Source organism: uncultured Xanthomonas sp., assembly GCF_964278005.1.
Taxonomy (GTDB): domain Bacteria; phylum Pseudomonadota; class Gammaproteobacteria; order Xanthomonadales; family Xanthomonadaceae; genus Xanthomonas_A; species Xanthomonas_A sontii.
Genome location: NZ_CAXYKF010000023.1, coordinates 774,896 through 795,504, shown reverse-complemented (window position 1 = coordinate 795,504; position 20,609 = coordinate 774,896). Strand labels below are relative to the sequence as shown.

16 protein-coding genes are annotated in these 20,609 nt (G+C 70.1%); 7 read left to right on the top strand and 9 right to left on the bottom strand.

The features are described 5' to 3' along the window. Positions 1-105 precede the first annotated feature (105 nt). Positions 106-810, top strand: coding sequence for a glutathione S-transferase (locus ACHWVH_RS17695; RefSeq protein WP_150409759.1), 705 nt, complete (start codon positions 106-108; stop codon positions 808-810). A gap of 222 nt (positions 811-1,032) precedes the next feature. Here ACHWVH_RS17695 and ACHWVH_RS17690 read toward each other — a convergent pair whose 3' ends face one another. From ACHWVH_RS17690 to ACHWVH_RS17670, 5 genes are all read right to left on the bottom strand, one after another. Next, positions 1,033-1,866: a DUF3014 domain-containing protein gene (locus ACHWVH_RS17690; protein ID WP_394687646.1), complete on the bottom strand. Its 834-nt coding sequence runs from the start codon at positions 1,864-1,866 to the stop codon at positions 1,033-1,035. Between the two features lie 139 nt (positions 1,867-2,005). Further along, the gene (locus ACHWVH_RS17685) at positions 2,006-3,211 is read right to left on the bottom strand and encodes a lysozyme inhibitor LprI family protein (RefSeq protein WP_394687645.1); all 1,206 of its coding nucleotides are present in this window, start codon (positions 3,209-3,211) and stop codon (positions 2,006-2,008) included. Between the two features lie 54 nt (positions 3,212-3,265). Further along, positions 3,266-4,864, bottom strand: coding sequence for a hypothetical protein (locus ACHWVH_RS17680; RefSeq protein ID WP_043091763.1), 1,599 nt, complete (start codon positions 4,862-4,864; stop codon positions 3,266-3,268). 105 nt (positions 4,865-4,969) lie between these two features. Further along, on the bottom strand, positions 4,970-5,389 hold the full coding sequence (locus tag ACHWVH_RS17675) for a GNAT family N-acetyltransferase (RefSeq protein WP_226980455.1): 420 nt from the start codon (positions 5,387-5,389) through the stop codon (positions 4,970-4,972). 127 nt (positions 5,390-5,516) lie between these two features. After that, entirely contained in the window at positions 5,517-5,996 is a 480-nt protein-coding gene (locus ACHWVH_RS17670; RefSeq protein ID WP_152180688.1) for a DUF3574 domain-containing protein, read from the bottom strand. 243 nt (positions 5,997-6,239) lie between these two features. On the opposite strand from ACHWVH_RS17670, the gene ACHWVH_RS17665 reads away from it, so the two are divergent. From ACHWVH_RS17665 to ACHWVH_RS17640, 6 genes are all read left to right on the top strand, one after another. Next, positions 6,240-8,678, top strand: a complete 2,439-nt coding sequence (locus tag ACHWVH_RS17665; protein WP_394687644.1) for a TonB-dependent receptor plug domain-containing protein — start codon at positions 6,240-6,242, stop codon at positions 8,676-8,678. Between the two features lie 192 nt (positions 8,679-8,870). Further along, the gene (gene otsB / locus ACHWVH_RS17660; protein ID WP_295923795.1) at positions 8,871-9,623 is read left to right on the top strand and encodes a trehalose-phosphatase; all 753 of its coding nucleotides are present in this window, start codon (positions 8,871-8,873) and stop codon (positions 9,621-9,623) included. Between the two features lie 76 nt (positions 9,624-9,699). After that, positions 9,700-11,481: a glycoside hydrolase family 15 protein gene (locus tag ACHWVH_RS17655; protein WP_267092664.1), complete on the top strand. Its 1,782-nt coding sequence runs from the start codon at positions 9,700-9,702 to the stop codon at positions 11,479-11,481. After that, positions 11,478-12,848: an alpha,alpha-trehalose-phosphate synthase (UDP-forming) gene (gene otsA, locus ACHWVH_RS17650; RefSeq protein ID WP_017916188.1), complete on the top strand. Its 1,371-nt coding sequence runs from the start codon at positions 11,478-11,480 to the stop codon at positions 12,846-12,848. The genes ACHWVH_RS17655 and otsA overlap by 4 nt, the downstream gene beginning before the upstream one ends. Positions 12,849-13,153: 305 nt before the next feature. Further along, positions 13,154-15,625, top strand: coding sequence for a membrane-bound PQQ-dependent dehydrogenase, glucose/quinate/shikimate family (locus tag ACHWVH_RS17645; RefSeq protein ID WP_394687643.1), 2,472 nt, complete (start codon positions 13,154-13,156; stop codon positions 15,623-15,625). A gap of 308 nt (positions 15,626-15,933) precedes the next feature. Further along, positions 15,934-17,787, top strand: coding sequence for a methyl-accepting chemotaxis protein (locus tag ACHWVH_RS17640; RefSeq protein ID WP_150409753.1), 1,854 nt, complete (start codon positions 15,934-15,936; stop codon positions 17,785-17,787). 36 nt (positions 17,788-17,823) lie between these two features. Here ACHWVH_RS17640 and ACHWVH_RS17635 read toward each other — a convergent pair whose 3' ends face one another. The 4 genes from ACHWVH_RS17635 to pgeF form a co-directional block, all read right to left on the bottom strand. After that, a complete protein-coding gene (locus ACHWVH_RS17635; RefSeq protein ID WP_295923800.1) occupies positions 17,824-18,576 on the bottom strand; it encodes a hypothetical protein in 753 nt (250 codons plus the stop codon). A gap of 249 nt (positions 18,577-18,825) precedes the next feature. Continuing rightward, a complete protein-coding gene (locus ACHWVH_RS17630; protein WP_052250900.1) occupies positions 18,826-19,218 on the bottom strand; it encodes a thiol-disulfide oxidoreductase DCC family protein in 393 nt (130 codons plus the stop codon). A gap of 28 nt (positions 19,219-19,246) precedes the next feature. Continuing rightward, positions 19,247-19,789, bottom strand: a complete 543-nt coding sequence (locus ACHWVH_RS17625) for a DUF4166 domain-containing protein (RefSeq protein ID WP_295923803.1) — start codon at positions 19,787-19,789, stop codon at positions 19,247-19,249. After that, the gene (pgeF, locus tag ACHWVH_RS17620) at positions 19,774-20,547 is read right to left on the bottom strand and encodes a peptidoglycan editing factor PgeF (RefSeq protein ID WP_267114281.1); all 774 of its coding nucleotides are present in this window, start codon (positions 20,545-20,547) and stop codon (positions 19,774-19,776) included. The genes ACHWVH_RS17625 and pgeF overlap by 16 nt, the downstream gene beginning before the upstream one ends. Positions 20,548-20,609 lie beyond the last annotated feature (62 nt).

Below are 20,609 nucleotides of genomic sequence, written 5' to 3'. Positions count from 1 at the left end.
GCGACGCGACGTGACGTCCGCCGCACTCCGGTACCAGACAGTCACACGCCGCTACCGCAACGGCGGCTACCCTCGGCGCTCCCGTCCCCACGCACAGGCCCCGCCATGCACTACGAGCTGTACTACTGGACCGGCATCCAGGGCCGCGGCGAGTTCGTGCGGCTGGCGCTGGAGGATGCCGGCGCCGGTTATCGCGACGTAGCGCGCGAGCAGGGCGATGCGGCGATGCAGCCCTTCCTCGACGGCGCCCATGCCGGCGCACGCCCGTTCGCACCACCGTTCCTCAAGGCCGGCCGCTTGGTGATCGCCCAGGTCGCCAACATCCTGCACTACCTCGGCCCGCCGCTGGGCCTGGTGCCGGACAGCGAATCGCGGCGGCTGCAGGCGCTGCAATTGCAGTTGACCATCGCCGACCTGGTTGCCGAGGTCCACGACAGCCACCATCCCATCGCCAGCGCGCTGTACTACGAGGATCAGAAGGCCGAAGCGCGGCGGCGCGCCGAAGACCTGCGCAAGCAGCGGCTGCCGAAGTTCCTTGGCTATTTCGAACAGGTGCTGGACCAGGGCGGCGGGCGCCACGTGCTGCGCGAGCATTCCTACGTGGACCTGTCGCTGTTCCAGCTGATGAGCGGGCTGGACTACGCCTTCCCGCAGGCGATGAAAAAACTCTCGCCGAAGCTGCCGCGGCTGCGCGCGCTGCAGCAGCGCGTGTGCGAGCGCCCGGGCATCGCCGCCTACCTGGCCTCGCCGCGGCGCCTGCCGTTCAACGAGAACGGCATCTTCCGGCATTACCCGGAATTGGATGGCTGAGCGAGGCTGGACGTCCGGCGTCGGCCTGCCACGTCCGTTGAAAGACCGCCGTCATGCCGTGGTGATCTATGGTGTAGCGCGTCGGGACTGAAGTCCCTCCCACAAGGGCGCTTCAGGCGTGGCCATAGGCGCTTTCCCGCATGAGCGGCTCGAGGTGGCCTCGGGCCGCTCCTGCCAGAAAACAAAAAGCCCGCATGACGCGGCACGCGCCTCGCGTCTGGCTCAGGTCCGCGTCAGGGCTTCGCGCACCGCACGCAACTGCGCCTTGACCGCGGCGGCCTGGGTCGGGCCCATGCGCAGCAGCGCCTTCTGGCCGATCGACAGCGATTCCAGCGCCGGATCCACGAAGCGGTACTTGCCGCGCACCGGATCCATCTCCACCGCGAGCGGCGCGGTCGGCGTCGGGGTCTGCAGCAGGTGGTCGATCACCTGCACCAGCCGGTCGTTGAAGTAGCCCTGCGGATAGCCCAACTCCACATAAGCCTGCTGGAACAGCGGATAGAAGCGGCGATAGGCCGCCACCGCCGTGCCCGGATCGGCCCGGGTGAACGCCTCCACGTAGGGCGAATAGCGCTGGGCATTGGTGTCGGCGATGACGCTGGCGCCGCTGGCATCGGTGCTCACCTGCAACTCGCCCGGCACCTGCTTGAGCGCCAGGGAGCGGGCCGTGACGCGGCGCTGGGTCAGGTTGTCGACCATGGTCACCAGGCGCTGGATCAGGTGGTCGCGCAGCAGCAGCGCCAGCGGTGCGTCGCCGCCGGCCAGCGCGCTCAGTGCAGACCAGGCCGCATCGTCGCTGGCGGCCAGCGCCGGAATCGCCGCGTCGGCGGCTTCCGCGGCATCGATCGGGTGCTGTATCGGCGGCGGCGTTGCCGCCGCGGCAGGCGTGTCAGGCGTTGTCGGCGCGGCCGCGGCGGGCGGCGGCGCGACCGCGGCAGGTGCGGGCGCAGTGGCGGGCCACAGCGCGGCGATGTTGTCGCGGAACAACCAGGCCGCGGCGGCGGCCACCAGCACGGCGACCAGGATCCACGGCCAGAACGAGTGACGCGGCTGCATGGGATGCACATCTCCATCGGACAATGGAGGTGTGACCGCCGCGATGCGCACCGGTTCCAGCGCGGGACGGCCGGCGTTCAGCCTAGATGCACGCCTTGCGCGAGGCGCCAGCGCCCTACCAGCGCCGCGTACGCGACCATTACCCCTGCGGGCCTTCGGCAAAGGCGATGCGCGCACCGACCCAGGCTGCGACCAGCACCGCCGCGACGCGGTCGGCCTGCGCCGCCGGCATTGCCTTGTGCGCGATCATCCATTGCGCCGCGGCAGCGCGCGCCGGCTGCAAGGCCGCCAGTGCCGCCTTGCGATCGGCCTGCGGCCACACGCTCGCGTCGTGCCACGCGGCGATGGCGGCGGCCGGATCGCCGGGCGGCTCGGCGCCCTTGGGTTGTTTCAGCAATAGCAGTGGCGACACCGTGGCCTGCAGCGACAGCACCCGCCATGCGGCGAAATCCGCGTAGCGCATGGTGCCCGCGTCGTCGGAGACGCGATCCACCAGGCTGCCGAATGCCTGCTGCAAGCGCATCCATGCGGGTTGATCGAACAGGCCGGGCAACGGCCGGCAGATCGGCGCGGAAAGATCGCGGCTGGAGCCATACAGCGGGCCCATGGCGTCGTAGGCGGCCTCGCCCTGCGCGGCGAACACGAAACAATGCACGTAGGGGCGCGGATTCGGCTGCGTGGCCGCATCCGGCGTATAGCCGCTGCGTTCGATCCATAGCCGCAACAGGGTCAGGTCGCGCGCTTCCCCGGCCTGTCGGCTGCTCGGCTCGGACGTGTCGAGCAGCCCGGCGGATACCCCGTCCTGCTGCCGCAGGGCGGTGCTAGCGGACGCGAACCGGGCATGCGCTTCGGCCGCCGCCACCCCGGCCGCCGGCACGAAGCGATGCAGGTACACCAGCCAGGCCGAGGCCAGACCACCATCGTAGGCGCGCAGCTGCGCCGCCGCCGCGGCAGGCGTGGTGGGAATGCTGGCGACGATGCGGTCGAAGCGCGCCGCCTGCGGCGCGAACTCGGCGTCCAGCGCGCGTACCCGCGCCTCCATCCGCTGTTTCAGGCAGGCCCCCGGATCGGTCTCGGCCAGGCAGCTCTGGCGCTGCGCCAGCCAGTCGCGCTGCGCGTTGCGCACGCCAGGCCGCTGCGCCGCGGGGACCACGTCGCGCAGCGCCGCATAGCGCAGGGCCAGCCATTCCTCCGTGGCGTCCAACCGCTTGTCCGTGCACAACAGTCGCTCCACCGCCGTGGTTGCCTTGCTGCAATCGAACGACACCGCGCCGGCCTCGGGCATCCAGCTCAGTGCCAGCAGCAGTGCCAGCGCACGCATGCGCAGGCCAGGGCAAGCGTTCATGCCATCCTCCTCTCGTGCATCGTTGCGATCCCGGCACCGCTTGTCGCGCCGCCGTCAGTCCACCAGCACCGCGCGCGGCTTCTGCAACGACAGCAGGCCGAGCAAGGCGGCCAGCACCAGGTAGCCACCGACGAACTGCCAGGCGATCAACTTGGGCACGCCGCTCAGCGTCCACGGCAGGTACAGGCCGCCACGCGGGTCCACCGAATGGATCAGCCCGAACAGAGTCAGCCCGGCCGCCACCAGCAGGAACGCGGCGGCGCGACGCAGGCGGCCGTCGACCATCGCCGCCACCGAGGCGATCCACAGCATCGCGGTGATGATGAAACCGTTGCCCAGGGTCAGGATCACCGCCAGCTCGGGCAGGCCGTGGCCGTCGAGCGTGGTGGTGAGTTTGGCCAGCTGCTCCGGGGCGATCCAGCCCGGCGCCTTGATCGCCAGCAGATAGGCCACCGACGGCAGGAAACCCAGCACCATCGCGCCGGCATGGCGCTTGGGCGTGGCCTGGAAGGCCTGGGTGGTGATGTCGATGGCGACGTAGACGATGATCGGCGCCAGCACCGCCATCGGCAGCCACTGCACCAGGCCGGCGACCAGCCCGAACATGCCGCCCAGGCCGATGAACAGCCCGGTGAGCAAGGTGTAGCCGCTGCGCGCGCCCATGTGCTTGTAGGCCGGCTGGCCGATGTACGGCGTGGTCTGGGCGACGCCGCCGCAGACACCGGCGATCAGGGTCGCGCCGGCCTCGACCAACAGGATGTCGCGGGTGCGGTAGTCGTCGCCGGCGGCACGTGCGCTTTCGCTGACGTTGATGCCGCCCACCACCATCAGCAGGCCGAACGGCAGCAGCAACGGCAGCAGCGGCACCGTGTCGGCCAGGCCGGCGACGAAGCCCAGGCTCGGCCACGGCAACACCAGCTGCGGCGCGCTCCATTGCGGCGCCTGGTGGCCGGGAATGCCGAAGCCGGCCGCGTTGGCCCAGTAGTACAGGCCGGTACCCAACGCCAGCGCCAGCGGCACCCCCGGCAGGCGCCACGGCAGCCGCCCCTTGGCGATCAGCACGTACAGCAGCAGGCCCAATACCACCAGCCCGACCAGCGGCGTGCGCAGCGTCTCCAGCAGCGGCAGGAAGCCCATCAACACGATGGCGATGCCGGCGATGGAGCCGAGCAGCGCGGCGCGCGGCAAGGCGCGGGTGACCGCATCGCCGAAGAACGACAGCACCGTCTTCAGCGCGCCCATCACCACCAGCGACGCCATGCCCAGGTGCCAGGTGGCCAGCGCCGCGGCCTGCGGGTCCAGGCCCTGCTGCTTGTAGCGCACGAACGCCGGGCCGAGCACCAGCAGCGCCATGCCGATGCTGGTCGGCGCATCCAGGCCCAGCGGCATCGCGGTGACGTCGCTGCGCCCGCTGCGCGCGGCCAGCCGCCGCGCCATCCAGGTGTAGAGCAGGTTGCCGACCAGCACGCCGAAGGCGGTGCCGGGAATCATCCGGGTGTAGATGACCTCGACGGGGAACTGGAACAGGCCGACCAGCGCCAGGGTGATGAAGCCGAGGATCGACAGGTTGTCGACCACCAGGCCGAAGAAGCCGTTGAGGTCGCCGGCGACGAACCAACGCGGACGCGGCGAGACAGGAGCGGGAGTGGACATGCGGGCAGTGGCGGCGTTGGGGGTCGAGGGATGGTAAGGGCAAGCGGCACCGTCGGATCGGTGCACGCGCAGGATGCCGTTTTCCGGCGACGGCGCGCCGCGGCGCTACAGCGGCAGATGCAGGAACTGGTTGAACGCGCTCGGCACGTAATCGCCGAACGCCGGCCCGTTGCGGAAGCCGCGCCGGCGATACAACGCCAGCGCCGGCGCGAACGCCGCGCCGCTGCCGGTTTCCAGGCTCAGCCGCTGCAGGCCTTCGGCGCGGGCGACCGCGATCAGATGGTCGAGCAGGGCCGCCGCCGCGCCCTGGCGCAGGAACGCCGGATGCGTGCGCATCGACTTCAGTTCGCCGCCGCCCTCGCCAAGCACCCGCAGCGCACCGACCGCGGCCAGCGCATCGTCGCGCCACAGGCTCCACACCCGCACGTCGGTGCGCCGCAGACCGGAAACATCCAGCGCATACACGCTTTCCGGCGGCGACTGCGCATGCATCTGCTGCACGTGGTACTCCAGCAACCCACGCACCGCCGGATCGTCAAGATCACCAGGCCGAATCACGAACGGCCCCGCACTCACTGCAGCGGTCCGCTTTTGCGAATCCCCGCTTTCCACAGCCGAACGGCTGGTCATCCCCACTCCCCAATCCCCGCGGTCAAAACGACACGTCCACCGCCTGCCGCGCCCACAGCACCGACTGGTGCCCGGTGGCCTGCTTCCACGCCAGCCGGATCGCCTCGATGTCGGCGCGGCGCTGCGGGGTGTCCTCGTGCAGGATCACCAGCACCTTGGTGTTGAGCCGGTTCGGCTCCTTGGCGCCGCGGAACAGCCACTGGCCGTAGGCATCGAACACGGTCAGGCCGTCGGGAAAGCGCGGCGTCACTTCCTTGTCCAGGAACGCGCGCCAGCGCGCCTCGCTGATCGGCTCGGCCTGCGGACGGTCGGCCGGGCCGCTCTCCTCGCCCACACCGAAGTACAGCTCGCTGCGCACCCAGCCGCCGGCCTGTGCCGGCCGCGCCGCATCGCCCTGCATGGTCGCGCTGACCTTGCTCGGCGCGGTGGGCGCAGACGGAGCGACGCTGGCGCAGGCGCTCAGGGCCAGGAGGACGGCGATCAACGGGGCACGCAAGAGCATCGGCAAGGTCTCGGTCGGAAGGGGCAGGCAACACACGATCGTAGGCCAGGTACGGACCGGGCCGGATAACCGCCGGGCATGAGCTCATGCCCGAGCGCACCGAACACACGGCTCGCACATCGCCTTAACGTCGAGCTAATATATCGCTTCATCCGGATGGATGCAGCAACCTTTGCCGACCCCAGTCGCCGCCATGGCCGGCGCGGCCGGTCTCGATGGTCATCGTTTCAGGAGAGAACCCCCATGTCGTCCCCGTTCGTCAGGCCGCTGAGCCTGGCCATCGCCCTGGCCCTGGCGGCCCCCGCGTTCGCCCAGGACGCCACCCCGGCCACCACGACCAACCTCGATACGGTGATCGTCACCGGCACCCGCGCCAGCGGCCGCACCGTGCTCGAATCCACCGCCCCGGTGGACGTGCTCAGCGCCGAGGACATCCGCAAGGCCGGCGTGGTCAACGGCGAACTCGGCAGCGCGCTGCAGGCGCTGCTGCCGTCCTTCAACTTCCCGCGCCAGTCCAACTCCGGCGGCGCCGACCACGTGCGCGCCGCGCAGCTGCGCGGGCTCTCGCCCGACCAGGTGCTGGTGCTGGTCAACGGCAAGCGCCGCCACACCTCGGCGCTGGTCAACACCGACAGCAAGATCGGCAAGGGCACCACCCCGGTGGACTTCAACGCCATCCCGATCAGCGCGATCAAGCGCATCGAAGTGCTGCGCGACGGCGCCGGCGCGCAGTACGGCTCCGACGCGGTGGCCGGGGTGATCAACGTGATCCTCGACGACGACCCGGACAGCGGCGCGCTGGAAGCCAGCTACGGCGCCAACCACACCGACGTCAAGCCGATCCACCGCACCCTCACCGACGGCCAGACCGGCTATGCCAGCGGCAAGGTCGGCACACGCCTGGGCGAGGACGGCGGCTTCTTCAAGGTCGGCCTGGAACTGAAGAACCACGAGGCCACCAACCGCGCCGGCTTCGACCAGATCCCGCCGTTCGAGGAACAGACCCCGGCCAATCTGGCGCTGGCCGGCAAGCGCAACTATGAACTCGGCGACGGCGCCAGCAAGGATCTCAACGCCTGGCTCAACGGCAAGCTGCCGTTCGGCCAGGGCAGCGAGGTCTATGCCTTCGGCACCTACAACCAGCGCGACACGCAGGGCGCCAACTACTTCCGCTACCCCGACGGCGCCGCCAACTGGACCCAGGTGTATCCGCAGGGCTACCGCCCGGTGTCGCTGGGCGAGAACCGCGATCTGCAGGCGGTGCTCGGCGCGCGCGGGCAATGGGGCGAATGGGCCTACGACGCCAGCCTCGACTATGGCCGCAACGACTTCACCTACCGGCTCAAGCATTCGCTCAACGCCTCGCTGGGCCCGGGCAGCCCGACCCGCTTCAAGACCGGCGACTACGCCTTCGCGCAGGGCGTGGCCAACCTCGACCTGAGCCGCAGCTTCGACGTCGCCGGCGCCACCCACACCGTGGGCACCGGCGTGGAGCTGCGCCGCGAGCACTACCGCACGCGTCCGGGCGACCCGGCCAGCTACGCCGCCGGCCCCTACACCGACCGCCCCACCGGCGCCCAGGCCGGCGGCGGCCTGACCCCGCAGGATGCGGCCGACCTGTCGCGCAACGTCGCCAGTGTCTACGCCAGCGTGTCCAGCCAGTTCGGCGACAAGCTCTCCACCGACCTGGCCGCGCGCTACGAGCACTACCAGGATTTCGGCGGCGAACTGACCGGCAAGCTGGCCGCGCGCTACGAGTTCGTCCCGGCATTCGCCCTGCGCGGCGCCATCTCCAACAACTTCCGCGCGCCGTCGCTGAGCCAGATCGGCTACGAGGCCAGTTCCACCGGCTACAACGCCAACGGACAGTTGCTGCAGGGCCGCCTGCTCTCGGTCGACAACCCGATCGCGCAGGCGCTGGGCGCGCGCACGCTGCAGCCGGAGAAGTCGCGCAACTACAGCCTGGGCTTCACCAGCCGCGTCGGCAGCCACTTCGACCTGTCGCTGGACCTGTTCCAGATCGACATCGACAAGCGCATCGCGCTGTCGGAAAGCATCGACGGCGATGCCCTGACCGACTTCGTCGCGCAGCGCTTCGGCATCACCGGCCTGCAGAGCGCCAGCTTCTTCGTCAACGCCGCCGACACCCGCACCCGCGGTGCCGAACTGGTCAGCAACTGGCGGCAGGCGCTGGGCCAGGGCCAACTGCAGCTGACCGGCACCTGGAGCTACGCCAAGACCGAACTGGAGAACGTGGTGGCCACGCCGACGCAGTTGCTGGCGCTGAATCCGGACTACGTGCTGTTCGGCGTGGAAGAGCGCAACACCCTGACCGAGGCGACCCCGCGCACCCGCGCGCAGCTGGCGGCGAACTGGAGCGACGCGCGCTGGTCGCTGCAGACCCGCGTCACCCGCTACGGCAGTGCCACCCGCGTGTTCGATTTCGGCGGCGGCTTCGCCCCGGAGCAGACCTACAGCGCCAAGTGGCAACTCGACGCCGAGGTCGAATACCACCTCACCCCGCAGTGGAGCGTGGCGGTAGGCGGCCAGAACCTCACCGACGCCTACGCCGACCGCTCCAAGCCGGACATCGCCTACTTCGGCAACCTGCCCTACGACGTGCTGTCGCCGATCGGCAGCAACGGCGCTTACTACTATGGGCGGGTGCGGTACACCTTCTGACGAAGGTGTAGGGAATGGGGACACGGGAATCGGGAATGGGAAGGAAGCGGGGAATCGGGAATCGAGAAACGGGAATCGGAAGAGCAAGAGCCTGCCCGCACGGCTGTTGCTTTTCCCCATTCCCCATTCCCGCCTACCCATTCCCAGCTCCAATCCACCTGACGCTAACGCCCGCTGCGCCATGATGGCCGGATGGCAGACGCGCTCCCCCTCCGACCGCCGCCGCCGCGTCTGGACGATGCCTGCGCATTGTTCCTGGACGTGGACGGCACTCTCATCGCCTTTGCCGAGCGCCCCGACCAGGTGCAGTTGCTGCCCGGGGTGCGTGAGGCGATCGGCCGCCTGCACCAGCGCCTGGGTGGCGCGGTGGCGCTGGTCAGCGGACGTCCGCTGACGCAGCTCGACGCCTTGTTCGCGCCGCTGCGGCTGCCCGCCGCCGGCCTGCACGGCCACGAGTTGCGCAGCGACGCCGACGCGCAGGCGGCGATGCCCGCCGATACCTCCGACTTTCTCCATGCGCTGCATGCGCGCGCCGCGCATCTGCGCCAGGCGCATCCGGGCGTGCTGGTCGAAGACAAGGGCGCAAGCGTGGCCCTGCACTGGCGGACGGCGCCGAGCGCGGCCGAGGCGGTACTGGCGTTCGCGCACGCACAGCTCGCCGACCTGCCCGGCTACCGCCTGCAGCCCGGCGACCACGTGGTCGAGTTCGTACCCGAAGGCAGCGACAAGGGCGTGGCGCTGACCACGCTGCTGCAGCAACCGCCGTTCCGCGGACGCCGCCCGGTGTTCGTCGGCGACGATCTCACCGACGAATTCGGCTTCGCCGCGGCCAACCAGGCCGGCGGCTGGAGCGTGCTGGTCGGCACCCGCGCCGACAGCGTCGCCACCTATGCGCTGCCCGATCCACGCGGCGTACACGCCTGGCTGCGCGATAACGCCGGATGAGGCCAGCGCAACGCCCGCCCGTCCGCGCCCCGTGGCCGTTTCCCCCACTGCTTCCGCACAAGGACCCGACCGCTCCATGAGTTCCCCCAATCTCGACCTCGGCGTCATCGGCAACGGCAGCTTCGGCGCCCTGATCGACAAACGGGCCAGCGTGGTGTGGAGCTGCCTGCCGGCCTTCGACGGCGACCCGGCGTTCTGCGCCCTGCTCTCCCCGCGCGCGCATCCTGGCGGCGATTTCAGCATCGAACTGGAAGACTTCGTCGACAGCGACCAGCACTACCTGGCCAACACCGCGATCCTGCGCACGGTGCTGCGCGACGCCCACGGCGGCGCGGTGGAGGTGATCGACTTCGCGCCGCGCTGGCGCAACCATGGCCGCTTCTATCGCCCGGTCAGCATCATCCGCCAGGTGCGGCCGCTGGCCGGCAACCCGCGCATCCGCGTGCTGGCCAGGCCGCTGGCCGACTGGGGCGCGCGCCAGCCGGAGAGCACCTGGGGCAGCAACCACGTGCGCTGGCTACTGCCGGACTTCACCCTGCGCCTGACCACCGACGTGCCGGTGCGCTTCATCCGCGACGAACTGCCGTTCGTGCTCAACCACCCGGTCAACCTGATGCTGGGCGTGGACGAATCGCTGACTCGCTCGCTGACCGGCTACATCCAGGAAGCGCAGGAACGCACCGAGGAATACTGGCGCGAGTGGGTGCGCTACCTGTCGGTGCCGCTGGACTGGCAGGACGCGGTGATCCGCAGCGCGATCACGCTGAAGCTGTGCCAGTACGAGGACAGCGGCGCGATCATCGCGGCGATGACCACCTCGATTCCGGAAGCGCCGGACACCCCGCGCAACTGGGACTACCGCTACTGCTGGCTGCGCGACGCCGCCTTCGTGGTGCGCGCGCTGAACCGGCTCGGCGCCACCCGCACCATGGAGCAGTTCCTCGGCTACATCTTCAACATCGCCACCACCGACGGCAGCCTGCAGCCGCTGTACGGCATCGGCTTCGAGGCGGCGCTGGAGGAACACGAGGTCGAATCGCTGGCCGGCTACCGCGGCATGGGCCCGGTGCGGCGCGGCAACCTGGCCTGGATCCAGAAGCAGCACGACGTGTACGGCAGCGTGGTGCTGGCCTCCACCCAGCTGTTCTTCGACCTGCGCCTGAAGGATCCCGGCGACACCCACACCTTCCTGCGCCTGGAGCCGCTGGGCGAGCGCGCGTTCGAACTGCACGACGTGCCCGACGCCGGCCTGTGGGAGTTCCGCGGCCGCGCCGAGGTGCACACCTATACGAGCGCAATGTGCTGGGCCGCCTGCGACCGCCTGGCCAAGATCGCCGCGCGGCTGGGCCTGGAAGACCGCGTGGCGTATTGGCGCGAGCGCGCCGAGCGCATCCACGCACGCGTGCTGGCCGAGGCCTGGAGCGCCGAGCTTGGCCACTTCACCGACACCTTCAACGGCCACCGGCTGGACGCCTCGCTGCTGTTGCTGGCCGACATCGGTTTCATCGCCCCGGACGATCCGCGCTTCATCGCCACGGTCGAGGCGATCGGCCGCGATCTCAAGCATGGCGATGCGCTGTACCGCTACGTGGCGCCGGACGATTTTGGCGAACCGGAGACCAGCTTCACCATCTGCACGTTCTGGTACATCGACGCCCTGGCCGCGATCGGCCGCAAGGAGGAGGCGCGCGAGCTGTTCGAGCGCATCCTCGCCCGGCGCAATCACCTGGGCCTGCTGTCGGAGGATCTGGCCTTCGACAACGGCGAAGCCTGGGGCAATTTCCCGCAGACCTATTCGCATGTCGGCCTGATCATCGCCGCCATGCGCTTGTCGCGCAGTTGGCAGGAGGCGTCATGAGCAGATTGGTGGTGGTATCCAACCGCGTGGCCTTGCCCGGCGAGAACCGCGCCGGCGGCCTCGCGGTGGGCTTGCTGGCGGCGCTGAAGGAGCGCGGCGGCGTCTGGTTCGGCTGGAGCGGCAAGACCGTGCGCGGCGACAGCGGCGCGATGCACGAACAGACCCAGGGCGATATCCGCTTCGTCACCATGGACCTGAATCGCGCCGACCTGGACGCGTACTACAACGGCTTCGCCAACCGCACGTTGTGGCCGCTGCTGCACTTCCGCCTGGACCTGGTCGACTACGACCGCGCCACGCGCGAGGGCTACCGCCGGGTCAACGCCATGTTCGCCGACAAGCTCGCGCCGCTGCTGCGCGAGGACGACACGGTATGGATCCACGACTATCACCTGATTCCGCTGGCCTCGCTGCTGCGCGAGCGCGGCATCGGCTGCCGCATCGGTTTCTTCCTGCACGTGCCGTTCCCCTCGGCCGACCTGATCCAGGCGCTGCCGGACCACGCACGGCTGTTCTCCGGCTTCTACGCCTACGACCTGATCGGCTTCCAGACCCGCCGCGACGTCGACCGCTTCCAGGCCTACGTGCGCCTGTTCGGCGGCGGCAAGGTGATCAAGGACGGCGTGCTGGAGGCGCCGGGCGGGCGCCGGTTCCGCGCGGCCATGTTCCCGATCGGCATCGACACCGAACTGATCGCGCAGCAGGCGCGCGCGGCGATGTCCAAGCCGGCGGTGCGCGACCTGCGCAGCAGCCTGCGCGACCGCCAGCTGGCGATCGGCGTGGACCGGTTGGACTACTCCAAGGGCCTGCCGGAACGCTTCCTCGGCTTCGAGCGCTACCTGGAACGGCATGCGGACCAGCGCGGCAGCCTCACCTATCTGCAGATCGCGCCGGTTTCGCGCGGCGACGTCACCGAGTACAAGCAGCTGCGCAACCAGCTCGAGCAGATCGCCGGACACATCAACGGCGGCCACGCCGAGCCGGACTGGACGCCGCTGCGCTACGTCAACCGCAACTTCACCCACGCCACCCTGACCGGCTTCTATCGCGCCGCACAGGTCGGCCTGGTGACGCCGCTGCGCGACGGCATGAACCTGGTGGCCAAGGAGTACGTGGCCGCGCAGGATCCGGAGAATCCCGGCGTGCTGGTGCTGTCGCTGCTGGCCGGCGCCGCCGATGAACTGAAGGAAGCGCTGCTGGTCAATCCGCACGACCTCGACGGCGTCGCCGACGCCATCGCCACCGGCGCGTCGCTGCCCAAGGCCAAGCGCATCGAGCGCTGGCAGGCGATGATGGACCACCTGCGCAAGCACGACATCAACGCATGGCGCCAGCGCTATCTGCAGGCGCTGGAGAGTGTGCGCTAGCCGCGGCACACGCGTTGCGCCACGCGGCGCGCGCAGCGCCAGCGCGCCGCACGATCGCGCCATGCTTCGTCTCTCTGCAGCGCATGACGCAGTGTTCCGCATGCCATCACGGCCCGACGACCTGCGCCGCCTAAAATAGCCCGCACGCGCCGCGCCGGTTCCGCGCTTTCCGAGAACGCGCAGCGCGGTCGCTGCCTTGCGATGCGCGCCGTCCTTGCGACCCCGCGCTCGCCTCTCCCCCCACGATCGCCTGCATCGCCGCCATTCGCGCCACACGCCAGGGATCCTCGTCGGATGTTTCGCTCATGACCGTTTCTCCCCCACCGAATGGAGCCGGCCGCTGGCTGTTCGCCGGCTATGCCCTCCTGATCGCCGTGATCGGCGTCGCCCTCGCCGTCATGGGCGGGCAACTCGCCGCCGTCGGCGGCTCTTGGTACTACCTGCTCGCCGGCGTGGCCCTGGCTGCGTCCGGCGTGCTGCTCGCGCTCGGCCGCCGCATCGGCCTGTGGCTGTTCGGCGTCACCCTGGCCGCGACCATCGCCTGGGCCCTGGCCGAGGTCGGCCTGGACGGCTGGGCGCTGATTCCGCGCCTGGCGATGATCTCGGTGCTGGGCCTGCTGCTGTTGCCGTTCTGGAAGGTCGCGCGCTGGCGTTTGGCGCCCGTGTCCGGCATCGGCTACCTGCTGGTCGCCGGCGTGTTGCCGGTGCTCGGCGCGGCGCTGGTGTTCGTGCCACTGCTGTTGCCGCGCACGGTGGAACTGGCCGACCCCGGCCTCGCCGCGCAGCGTCCGCAGGCCGCCTTCAGCCGCACGACCGTGGACAGCCCCGACGGCAACGTCGCCGGCAACCACGATGCCGGCAACTGGACCGCCTATGCCGGATCCAACCTGTCCAACCACTACAGCCCCGGCGCACAGATCACCCCGGACAACGTCAAGGACCTGAAGATCGCCTGGGAATTCCACACCGGCGACCTCAAGCCGGCCGGCTCCAAGCTCGGCTACGCGTTCCAGAACACCCCGCTGAAGGTCGGCGATCTGGTCTACATCTGCACGCCCACGCAGAAGGTGATCGCGGTGGAGGCCACCACCGGCAAGGAGCGCTGGCGCTTCGATCCGCAGACCGACCCCAAGGCCATGGCCGGCGTCGCCGCCACCACCTGCCGCGGCGTGTCCTACTTCGAGGCGACCACGCCGGTGGCCGAATGCGCCAAGCGCATCTTCTGGCCGATGGTGGACGGCCGGCTCGGCGCGCTCGATGCGCTGACCGGCAAGCTGTGCGACAGCTTCGGCACGCACGGCTATGTCGACCTGAACAAGGACACCGGCAACACCAAGCCCGGCTTCGTCGGCCCCACCTCGCCGCCGGTGGTGATGCGCGGCGTGGTGATCCAGCCCACCGGGCAGATCCGTGACGGCCAGGAACGCGACGCGCCGTCCGGCGTGGTGCGCGCCTTCGACGCGATCAGCGGGCAGTTGCGCTGGGCCTGGGACCTGGGCAACCCGGCCATCGACGCGGCGCCGCCGGCCGGCCAGACCTACACCCGCTCGACCCCGAACGTGTGGTCGCTGATGGCCGCCGACGACCAGTTGGGCCTGGTCTATCTGCCCACCGGCAACGCCTCCGGCGATTTCTTCGGCAAGCAGCGCACCCCGCAGGAAGAGGAGTACACCGCTTCGCTGGTCGCGCTGGATGCGGCCACCGGCAAGGAACGCTGGCATTTCCGCACGGTCAACCACGACCTGTGGGACTACGACATCGGCCCGCAGCCGAACCTGGTGGATTTCCCGGTGCCCGGCGGCGGCACCCGCCCGGCGGTGATCCAGGCCACCAAGTCCGGCCAGGTGTTCGTGCTCGACCGCGAAACCGGCGCGCCGATCATGCCGGTGCAGCAGATCCCGGTGCCGCAGGGCACCGACCACGGTGACTGGACCGCCAAGACCCAGCCTGTGTCGCCGGGCATGCCCAATACCGTGGGCGCGCCGAGCAAGGACTACGAGACCCTCGTCGAATCCGATGCCTGGGGCATCACCCCGTTCGACCAGTTGGCCTGCCGCATCCAGTTCAAGCGGCTGCGCTACGAGGGCATGTTCACCCCGCCCAGCCTGGGCGGTTCGCTGGCCTTCACCGGCAACCACGGCGGCATCAACTGGGGCGGCGTGTCGGTGGACCTGCAGCGCGGCATCATGGTGATGAACAGCAATCGCCTGCCCTACACCGAGCACGTGTATCCGCGAAAGGACATGCAGGCGCTGGGCGTGGTGTCGGTGTTCAACGGCAAGAGCAAGACACCCGGCTACATGGCCCAGGAAGGGCTGCCCTACGGCGCGCGCAAGGAGCCTTGGATGTCGCCGCTCAACACCCCGTGCGTGGCGCCGCCGTGGGGCTATATCTCCGGCGTGGACCTGCGCACCCAGCAGGTGATCTGGCGGCGTCCGCTGGGCACCGGCTACGACCAGGGCCCGATGGGCATTCCGTCGAAGATGAAGTTCGAACTGGGCACGCCCAACAACAGCGGCTCGCTGGCCACCGCCGGTGGCGTGACCTTCATCGGCGCGGCGCTGGACAACTTCCTGCGCGGCTACGACACCCAGACCGGCAAGCTGCTATGGGAAGTGCGCGTGCCCGCCGGCCCGCAGGCCGCGCCGCTGAGCTACACCGTCGATGGCAAGCAGTACATCGTCGCCGCGATCGGCGGCCACGACCGCATGGAGACCAAGGCCGGCGACAGCGTGATCGCCTGGACCCTGCCCGACGCGGCGACGTCGGCGAAGTAAGTAGGCAATCCCATCCCGCCACCGGCCGCACGCATGCGGCCGGTGGCGTATGGCCGCCCTGGCGCTGGATTTTCCGGGTTCGCCCGAGCCGCGTCCCGCCCGCGGCCCTGAGTCGATCGCCTGCTGCACCGCAGCACATCATCACGCCTTCGGCGCTCCGCCGTAGGCGTTCAGTCCATATGAAGTTTCCGACGAACGGCAGGTGAAGGCGATCAAGCCGGCGCGGTGATATGCCGATACTGGATCGACCCCCACGCGATCGCACCGCCCTCGCGGCGTTGCCCGTTGTTTCCCAGCCGGTGCAGACCATGCCCTCGCCAACTGCCGTTCTCCGCCCCACCGCCTCCTGGCTGCGCCCGCGTTCGGCGCTGCTTGCCCTGTCCCATGTCCTGGTCCTGCTGGCGCTGGCCGGCTATGCGTTGCACGTCGGCCGCACGGTGGGAGCCAACGGATCGGCATTGCCGCGGTTGCTGCCGGCGCTGCTGGTCGCCGTGGCCGCAGCCGCGGCACTGGTCTGGCTCGGCAGACGCAGCGCACCGCGCGCCCTGGAGCAGGCCACGCAGGCGCTGCAGGCGCTGGGCGAAGGCCGCTTCGAGCAGCGTGTGGAGGTGCTCGGGGACACGGCCGAGGTGGCGCTGCTGCGTGCGCTGCAGAACGCACAACAGGCGCTGGCGGCGCGCCAGGCGCAGACCGAGGCGGAACTGCGCCACGGCCGTTTCGTGATCCAGGCGCTGGACGATCTCGACACCATGGTGCGCATCGCCGACGACGATGGCCGCGTGCATTTCGCCAACCGCAAGCTGCTGCAGATGTTGAAGACCATCGAACCGGACGTGCAGCGCTTCCGCCCCGAATTCCGCGCCGAACAGTTCGTCGGCGGCAGCATCGGCGACATCTATCCGGACAGCCAGGCGGCGATCGATCGCATGCGCGCGCTGACCGGCTCCAAGCGCGTGCGCGCGCCGTTCTTCGGCCGCCAGATCGATTTCGTGTACAGCCCGATCGACGATGCCGACGGCCGCCGCCTGGGCACCATCGCGCAATGGGAAGAGGTGACCGCGCAGGTCAACGCCGAACAGGCGCTGGCCACGGTGATCGAGGCGGCCGCGCACGGCGATTTCAGCCAGCGCATCGAGACCGCGGCGATGGACGGCGTCCTCAAGTCGCTGGCCGAGGGCGTCAACCGCATTTCCGATGGGGTGGAGAGCAACCTGGCGCAACTGGCCGGAGCGCTGGCGGCGCTGGCCGAAGGCGACCTCACCCACCGCGTCGACGGCCAGGCGCAGGGCGTGTTCGCGCGCTTGCGCGAGGACACCAACCGCACCGTCGCCAAGCTCACCGAAATCATCGTCGGGATCCAGGAGTCGGCCGACACGATCCGCCGCGCCGCCTCGGAGATCGCCGCAGGCAATACCGACCTGTCCGACCGCACCGAACAGCAGGCGGCGAGCCTGGAGGAGACCGCCAGCTCGATGGAAGAGTTGACCTCGGCGGTGAAGCAGAACGCCGACAACGCGCAGCAGGCCAACGGCCTGGTGCAGAACACCGGCGAGGTCGCCCGTTCCGGCGGCCAGGTGATGGACGAGGTGGTGGCGACGATGCGCGCGATCAGCACGTCCTCGCAGCGCATCGGCGAGATCATCGGCGTGATCGACGGCATCGCCTTCCAGACCAACATCCTGGCGCTCAACGCCGCGGTGGAAGCGGCGCGCGCCGGCGAACAGGGCCGCGGGTTCGCCGTGGTCGCCTCGGAGGTGCGGTCGCTGGCGCAGCGCTCGGCCGATGCGGCCAAGGAGATCAAGGACCTGATCGAAGCGTCCACGCGCACCGTCGGCGAAGGCGCCGCGCTGGTCAACCGCGCCGGCGCCACCATGCACGAGATCGTCGGTTCGGTGCAGCGGGTGACCGGCCTGATCGGCGAGATCAGCGCCGCCAGCGGCGAGCAGTCCAGCGGCATCGAACAGGTCAACCGCACCGTGGCGCAACTGGACGAGGTGACCCAACGCAACGCCGCCCTGGTCGAGGAAGCCACCGCCGCCGCGCGCAGCATGGAGGAGCAGGCCGGCGGCCTGGCTGCGGCGGTCGCGGTGTTCCGGATCGAGACGGGACAAGGGCGGCCGGGCGGCAGCAATGTCACCCCACTGCTGCGCCGTACCTACTGAGGCGACGCACGCGACGACCGCCCGCCCCGTCCAGGATCAGGCAAAGCGCATGAATTGCTGGAGCAGCAACTGCAACTGGCTGGCGCGGGTGGGAAACTCGCTCTGAGGAAAGTACCCGGTGTCGGTATTGATCACCGTCACGACGTCATCGCCATTGGGCGCTTGCGAAACGAAGGATTGCTGGGCCTGCCCGAGCAGCATCAATTGCCCCAGCACGTGCGGATAGTAATCGGCATAGAACCGCTCCACCGCCTCGCGCGTGGCGAAGGCATGACCGGCATGGGCCTTCCTGCTGGGGCCGGTCGCATCGACCACCTTCAACGGCTTGTACACGTTGCCGGTCTTTTGCTTGTCGCCGCCCCACACTGTTCCGGCCAAGGCGCCCTCGTTGACGAAGACGACGGCGTCGTTCAACTCCAACGGCTGGGCGGTATTCTGCTGGATGATCTCGTCGGTGCGACGCGCGACCAGTTTCAGGCGTTCGATGCTGGCGGCGATGTCGGCCGCGCTTGCGCCGAGTTCGCGATACAGCGCCACATTCTGGATGTTCTGCGCGAAGGTGTCGTCCCGGTCCCAGTCGCCCGCATAGAGCCCCACCACGCGCGTCGGCCTTTCGTAGATGGCGAAGCCGGATCGGTGCAATGGACGCAAGCGGATGAACGGGCCCGTCCCGCTCATGTAGTAGGTACTGGGCAGCTGCTCGCCGACGAATCTGTAGTTCTTGATATCGATCGTGCCGAACACGCGATTGCTTGGATCGATCAGCCGCGCAGGCGTAGGACTGGGCATAGCGAAACTCCTCTCGGGCGGGTGTGGGAGCGTGGAAACGGGGGGCACCACGGTGCTATCTGCCAAGGAGGCTGACGGACGCCGCTGCCAGCGGCTTGCCAGCAGAAGCAGCAGAGGAATCTCCATCGTTGCCGGTCCGATCGCGTGGGTGGCCCGTCCGTCAAGAACGGCCACCGCAGGCACTTGTGAACCCGCGGCGATGGGCTCGCGCGAGGAAACAGCCGATCAGACGCGCCGCGCGCGTCGTGCTCACTCCAGAAAGCGCGAACGCTGTTGCGGCTCCGGCAGGAAACATTGCGCCGTGGTACCGAACCAGCGATGGCGGTTGCGCGCCAGCACCCGGTAGCCGGCATCGCGCCAGCGGCGCGGCAGCAGGCGCAGCAACGCGACGCTGCGCCACACGCCGCCGAGCCCGGCGATCACCGCGATCGCCGCGTCTGAATCGGTCAAGGCACCGTGCCGTGTCAGCAGCAGGAACGACAGCGGATCGGCCGGATCCAGGCCGTGCTCGCGCAACAGCGCGCTGCCGCGCGGCGACTGCATCGCCGCAAACCGGTAGCGGCCGCGGCGGTCATGGCGCAGCAGGAACCGCACCCAGCGGCTGCACAGCGCGCAGACCCCGTCGAACACGACGATGGCCATGTCCTCCGACGCCGCGGGCGCCGGCGGCTCAGGCCGGCGCAAGCCAGCCCTCGTAGCGGATGAACGGGCCGATCCACGGCAGGCTCACCGCGATCAAGAACGCGTAGCGCCCGTCGCGCTGGTCTTCGCGGCAGTGCACGCCGGCCAGCCAGCGTCGCGGCAGCGGCACCACGCCGAAGGCCCAGGCCCGCGCCGCGCGCCATTCGATGCCGGCACCGTCGATCCGCAGGGCGAATTCGAACACCACCGCACCCAGCCGCTCGCGCAGGCGGCCGCGGTGCAGCCACAGCCGCGAGGGCATGGCATGCGTGCCGAAACGGCGCTGCCAGCGCTCGCCGTGGGCATCGGCGCGAAACACCACTTCCACCGGCGTCGCCGGCCCGGTGCGCGGCAACCGCACCAGCCACGCGCACAGCGGCAACAGCGGGTGGCGGCCGCGCTGGACCACGGCCTGACCGACATAGCGCGACTGCGACGACGGTGTGTGCAGCGCGCGCAGCACTGGCGGCAATTGCGCGAACGCCGGTCCCAGCACCTGCGCGAACAGCGGCGGCGTCAGGGCGCGATCCACGCCAGGGTCGCCATGCGCCCGCTGCGGCGGTCGCGCCGATAGGAGTAGAAGCGCTGCGCATCGGCGATGGTGCACAGCCCACCACCGTGGATCTGCTCCGGGGCCAGGTCAGCCGCGACCAGGCGTTGCCGCGCCAGCGCGTACAGATCCACCCGCCAGTGGCCGGGCCGGGTGTCCACGAATGCGGCCGCGGCGGCCGGATCGTGGCGCAGGAACGCCTCGCGCACCTCGGCGCCGATCTCGTAGTGCTGCGGTCCGGCCGCCGGCCCCAGCCAGGCCTGCAGTTGCGTGGGCGGCGTGCGCAGCGCGGCCACGGTGGCTTCCAGCACGCCGCCGGCCAGCCCCTGCCAGCCGGCGTGCGCGGCGCCGACCTCGCTGCCGTCGCGGGCGGCGAACACCACCGGCAGGCAGTCGGCGGTCAGGATCGCCAGCACCACGCCCGGTTCGGCGGTGACCGCGGCATCGGCGGTCGGCTCGGCATCGATGCCGGCGCCCTGCGGCGGCCCGTCGAAACGCAGCACCTGCACGCCGTGCACCTGCCGCAGCCAGTGCGGCGGCGTCGGCAGCGCCAGTCGCGCGGCCAACTCGTCGCGGTTGCGCTGCACCGTGGCCGGGTCGTCGCCGTCGGCGGCACTCCGGTTGCCGAGGTTGAAGCGGTCGAACGGCGGCTGCGAGGCGCCGGCGCCGGTCCGCAGAGTGGTCAGGGCGTGGACCCGCGGCGGTGCCGGCCAGTCGGCCGACAGGGCGAAGTCGCTCATCGGCCGCGCCCTCGCCCGACATCGGCCGACATGCCGCCAGCCTGGCGTCCGCGGCCGCCGCG

Excerpts from the sequence above, each read along its gene's own strand:
- ACHWVH_RS17665 (WP_394687644.1), top strand. The coding sequence starts at position 6,240 with ATGTCGTCCCCGTTCGTCAGGCCGCTGAGCCTGGCCATCGCCCTGGCC.
- otsB (WP_295923795.1), top strand. The coding sequence starts at position 8,871 with ATGGCAGACGCGCTCCCCCTCCGACCGCCGCCGCCGCGTCTGGACGAT.
- ACHWVH_RS17670 (WP_152180688.1), bottom strand. The coding sequence starts at position 5,996 with ATGCTCTTGCGTGCCCCGTTGATCGCCGTCCTCCTGGCCCTGAGCGCC.
- ACHWVH_RS17690 (WP_394687646.1), bottom strand. The coding sequence starts at position 1,866 with ATGCAGCCGCGTCACTCGTTCTGGCCGTGGATCCTGGTCGCCGTGCTG.
- ACHWVH_RS17645 (WP_394687643.1), top strand. The coding sequence starts at position 13,154 with ATGACCGTTTCTCCCCCACCGAATGGAGCCGGCCGCTGGCTGTTCGCC.
- pgeF (WP_267114281.1), bottom strand. The coding sequence starts at position 20,547 with ATGAGCGACTTCGCCCTGTCGGCCGACTGGCCGGCACCGCCGCGGGTC.
- ACHWVH_RS17695 (WP_150409759.1), top strand. The coding sequence starts at position 106 with ATGCACTACGAGCTGTACTACTGGACCGGCATCCAGGGCCGCGGCGAG.
- otsA (WP_017916188.1), top strand. The coding sequence starts at position 11,478 with ATGAGCAGATTGGTGGTGGTATCCAACCGCGTGGCCTTGCCCGGCGAG.
- ACHWVH_RS17635 (WP_295923800.1), bottom strand. The coding sequence starts at position 18,576 with ATGCCCAGTCCTACGCCTGCGCGGCTGATCGATCCAAGCAATCGCGTG.
- ACHWVH_RS17680 (WP_043091763.1), bottom strand. The coding sequence starts at position 4,864 with ATGTCCACTCCCGCTCCTGTCTCGCCGCGTCCGCGTTGGTTCGTCGCC.
- ACHWVH_RS17655 (WP_267092664.1), top strand. The coding sequence starts at position 9,700 with ATGAGTTCCCCCAATCTCGACCTCGGCGTCATCGGCAACGGCAGCTTC.
- ACHWVH_RS17630 (WP_052250900.1), bottom strand. The coding sequence starts at position 19,218 with ATGGCCATCGTCGTGTTCGACGGGGTCTGCGCGCTGTGCAGCCGCTGG.
- ACHWVH_RS17640 (WP_150409753.1), top strand. The coding sequence starts at position 15,934 with ATGCCCTCGCCAACTGCCGTTCTCCGCCCCACCGCCTCCTGGCTGCGC.
- ACHWVH_RS17685 (WP_394687645.1), bottom strand. The coding sequence starts at position 3,211 with ATGAACGCTTGCCCTGGCCTGCGCATGCGTGCGCTGGCACTGCTGCTG.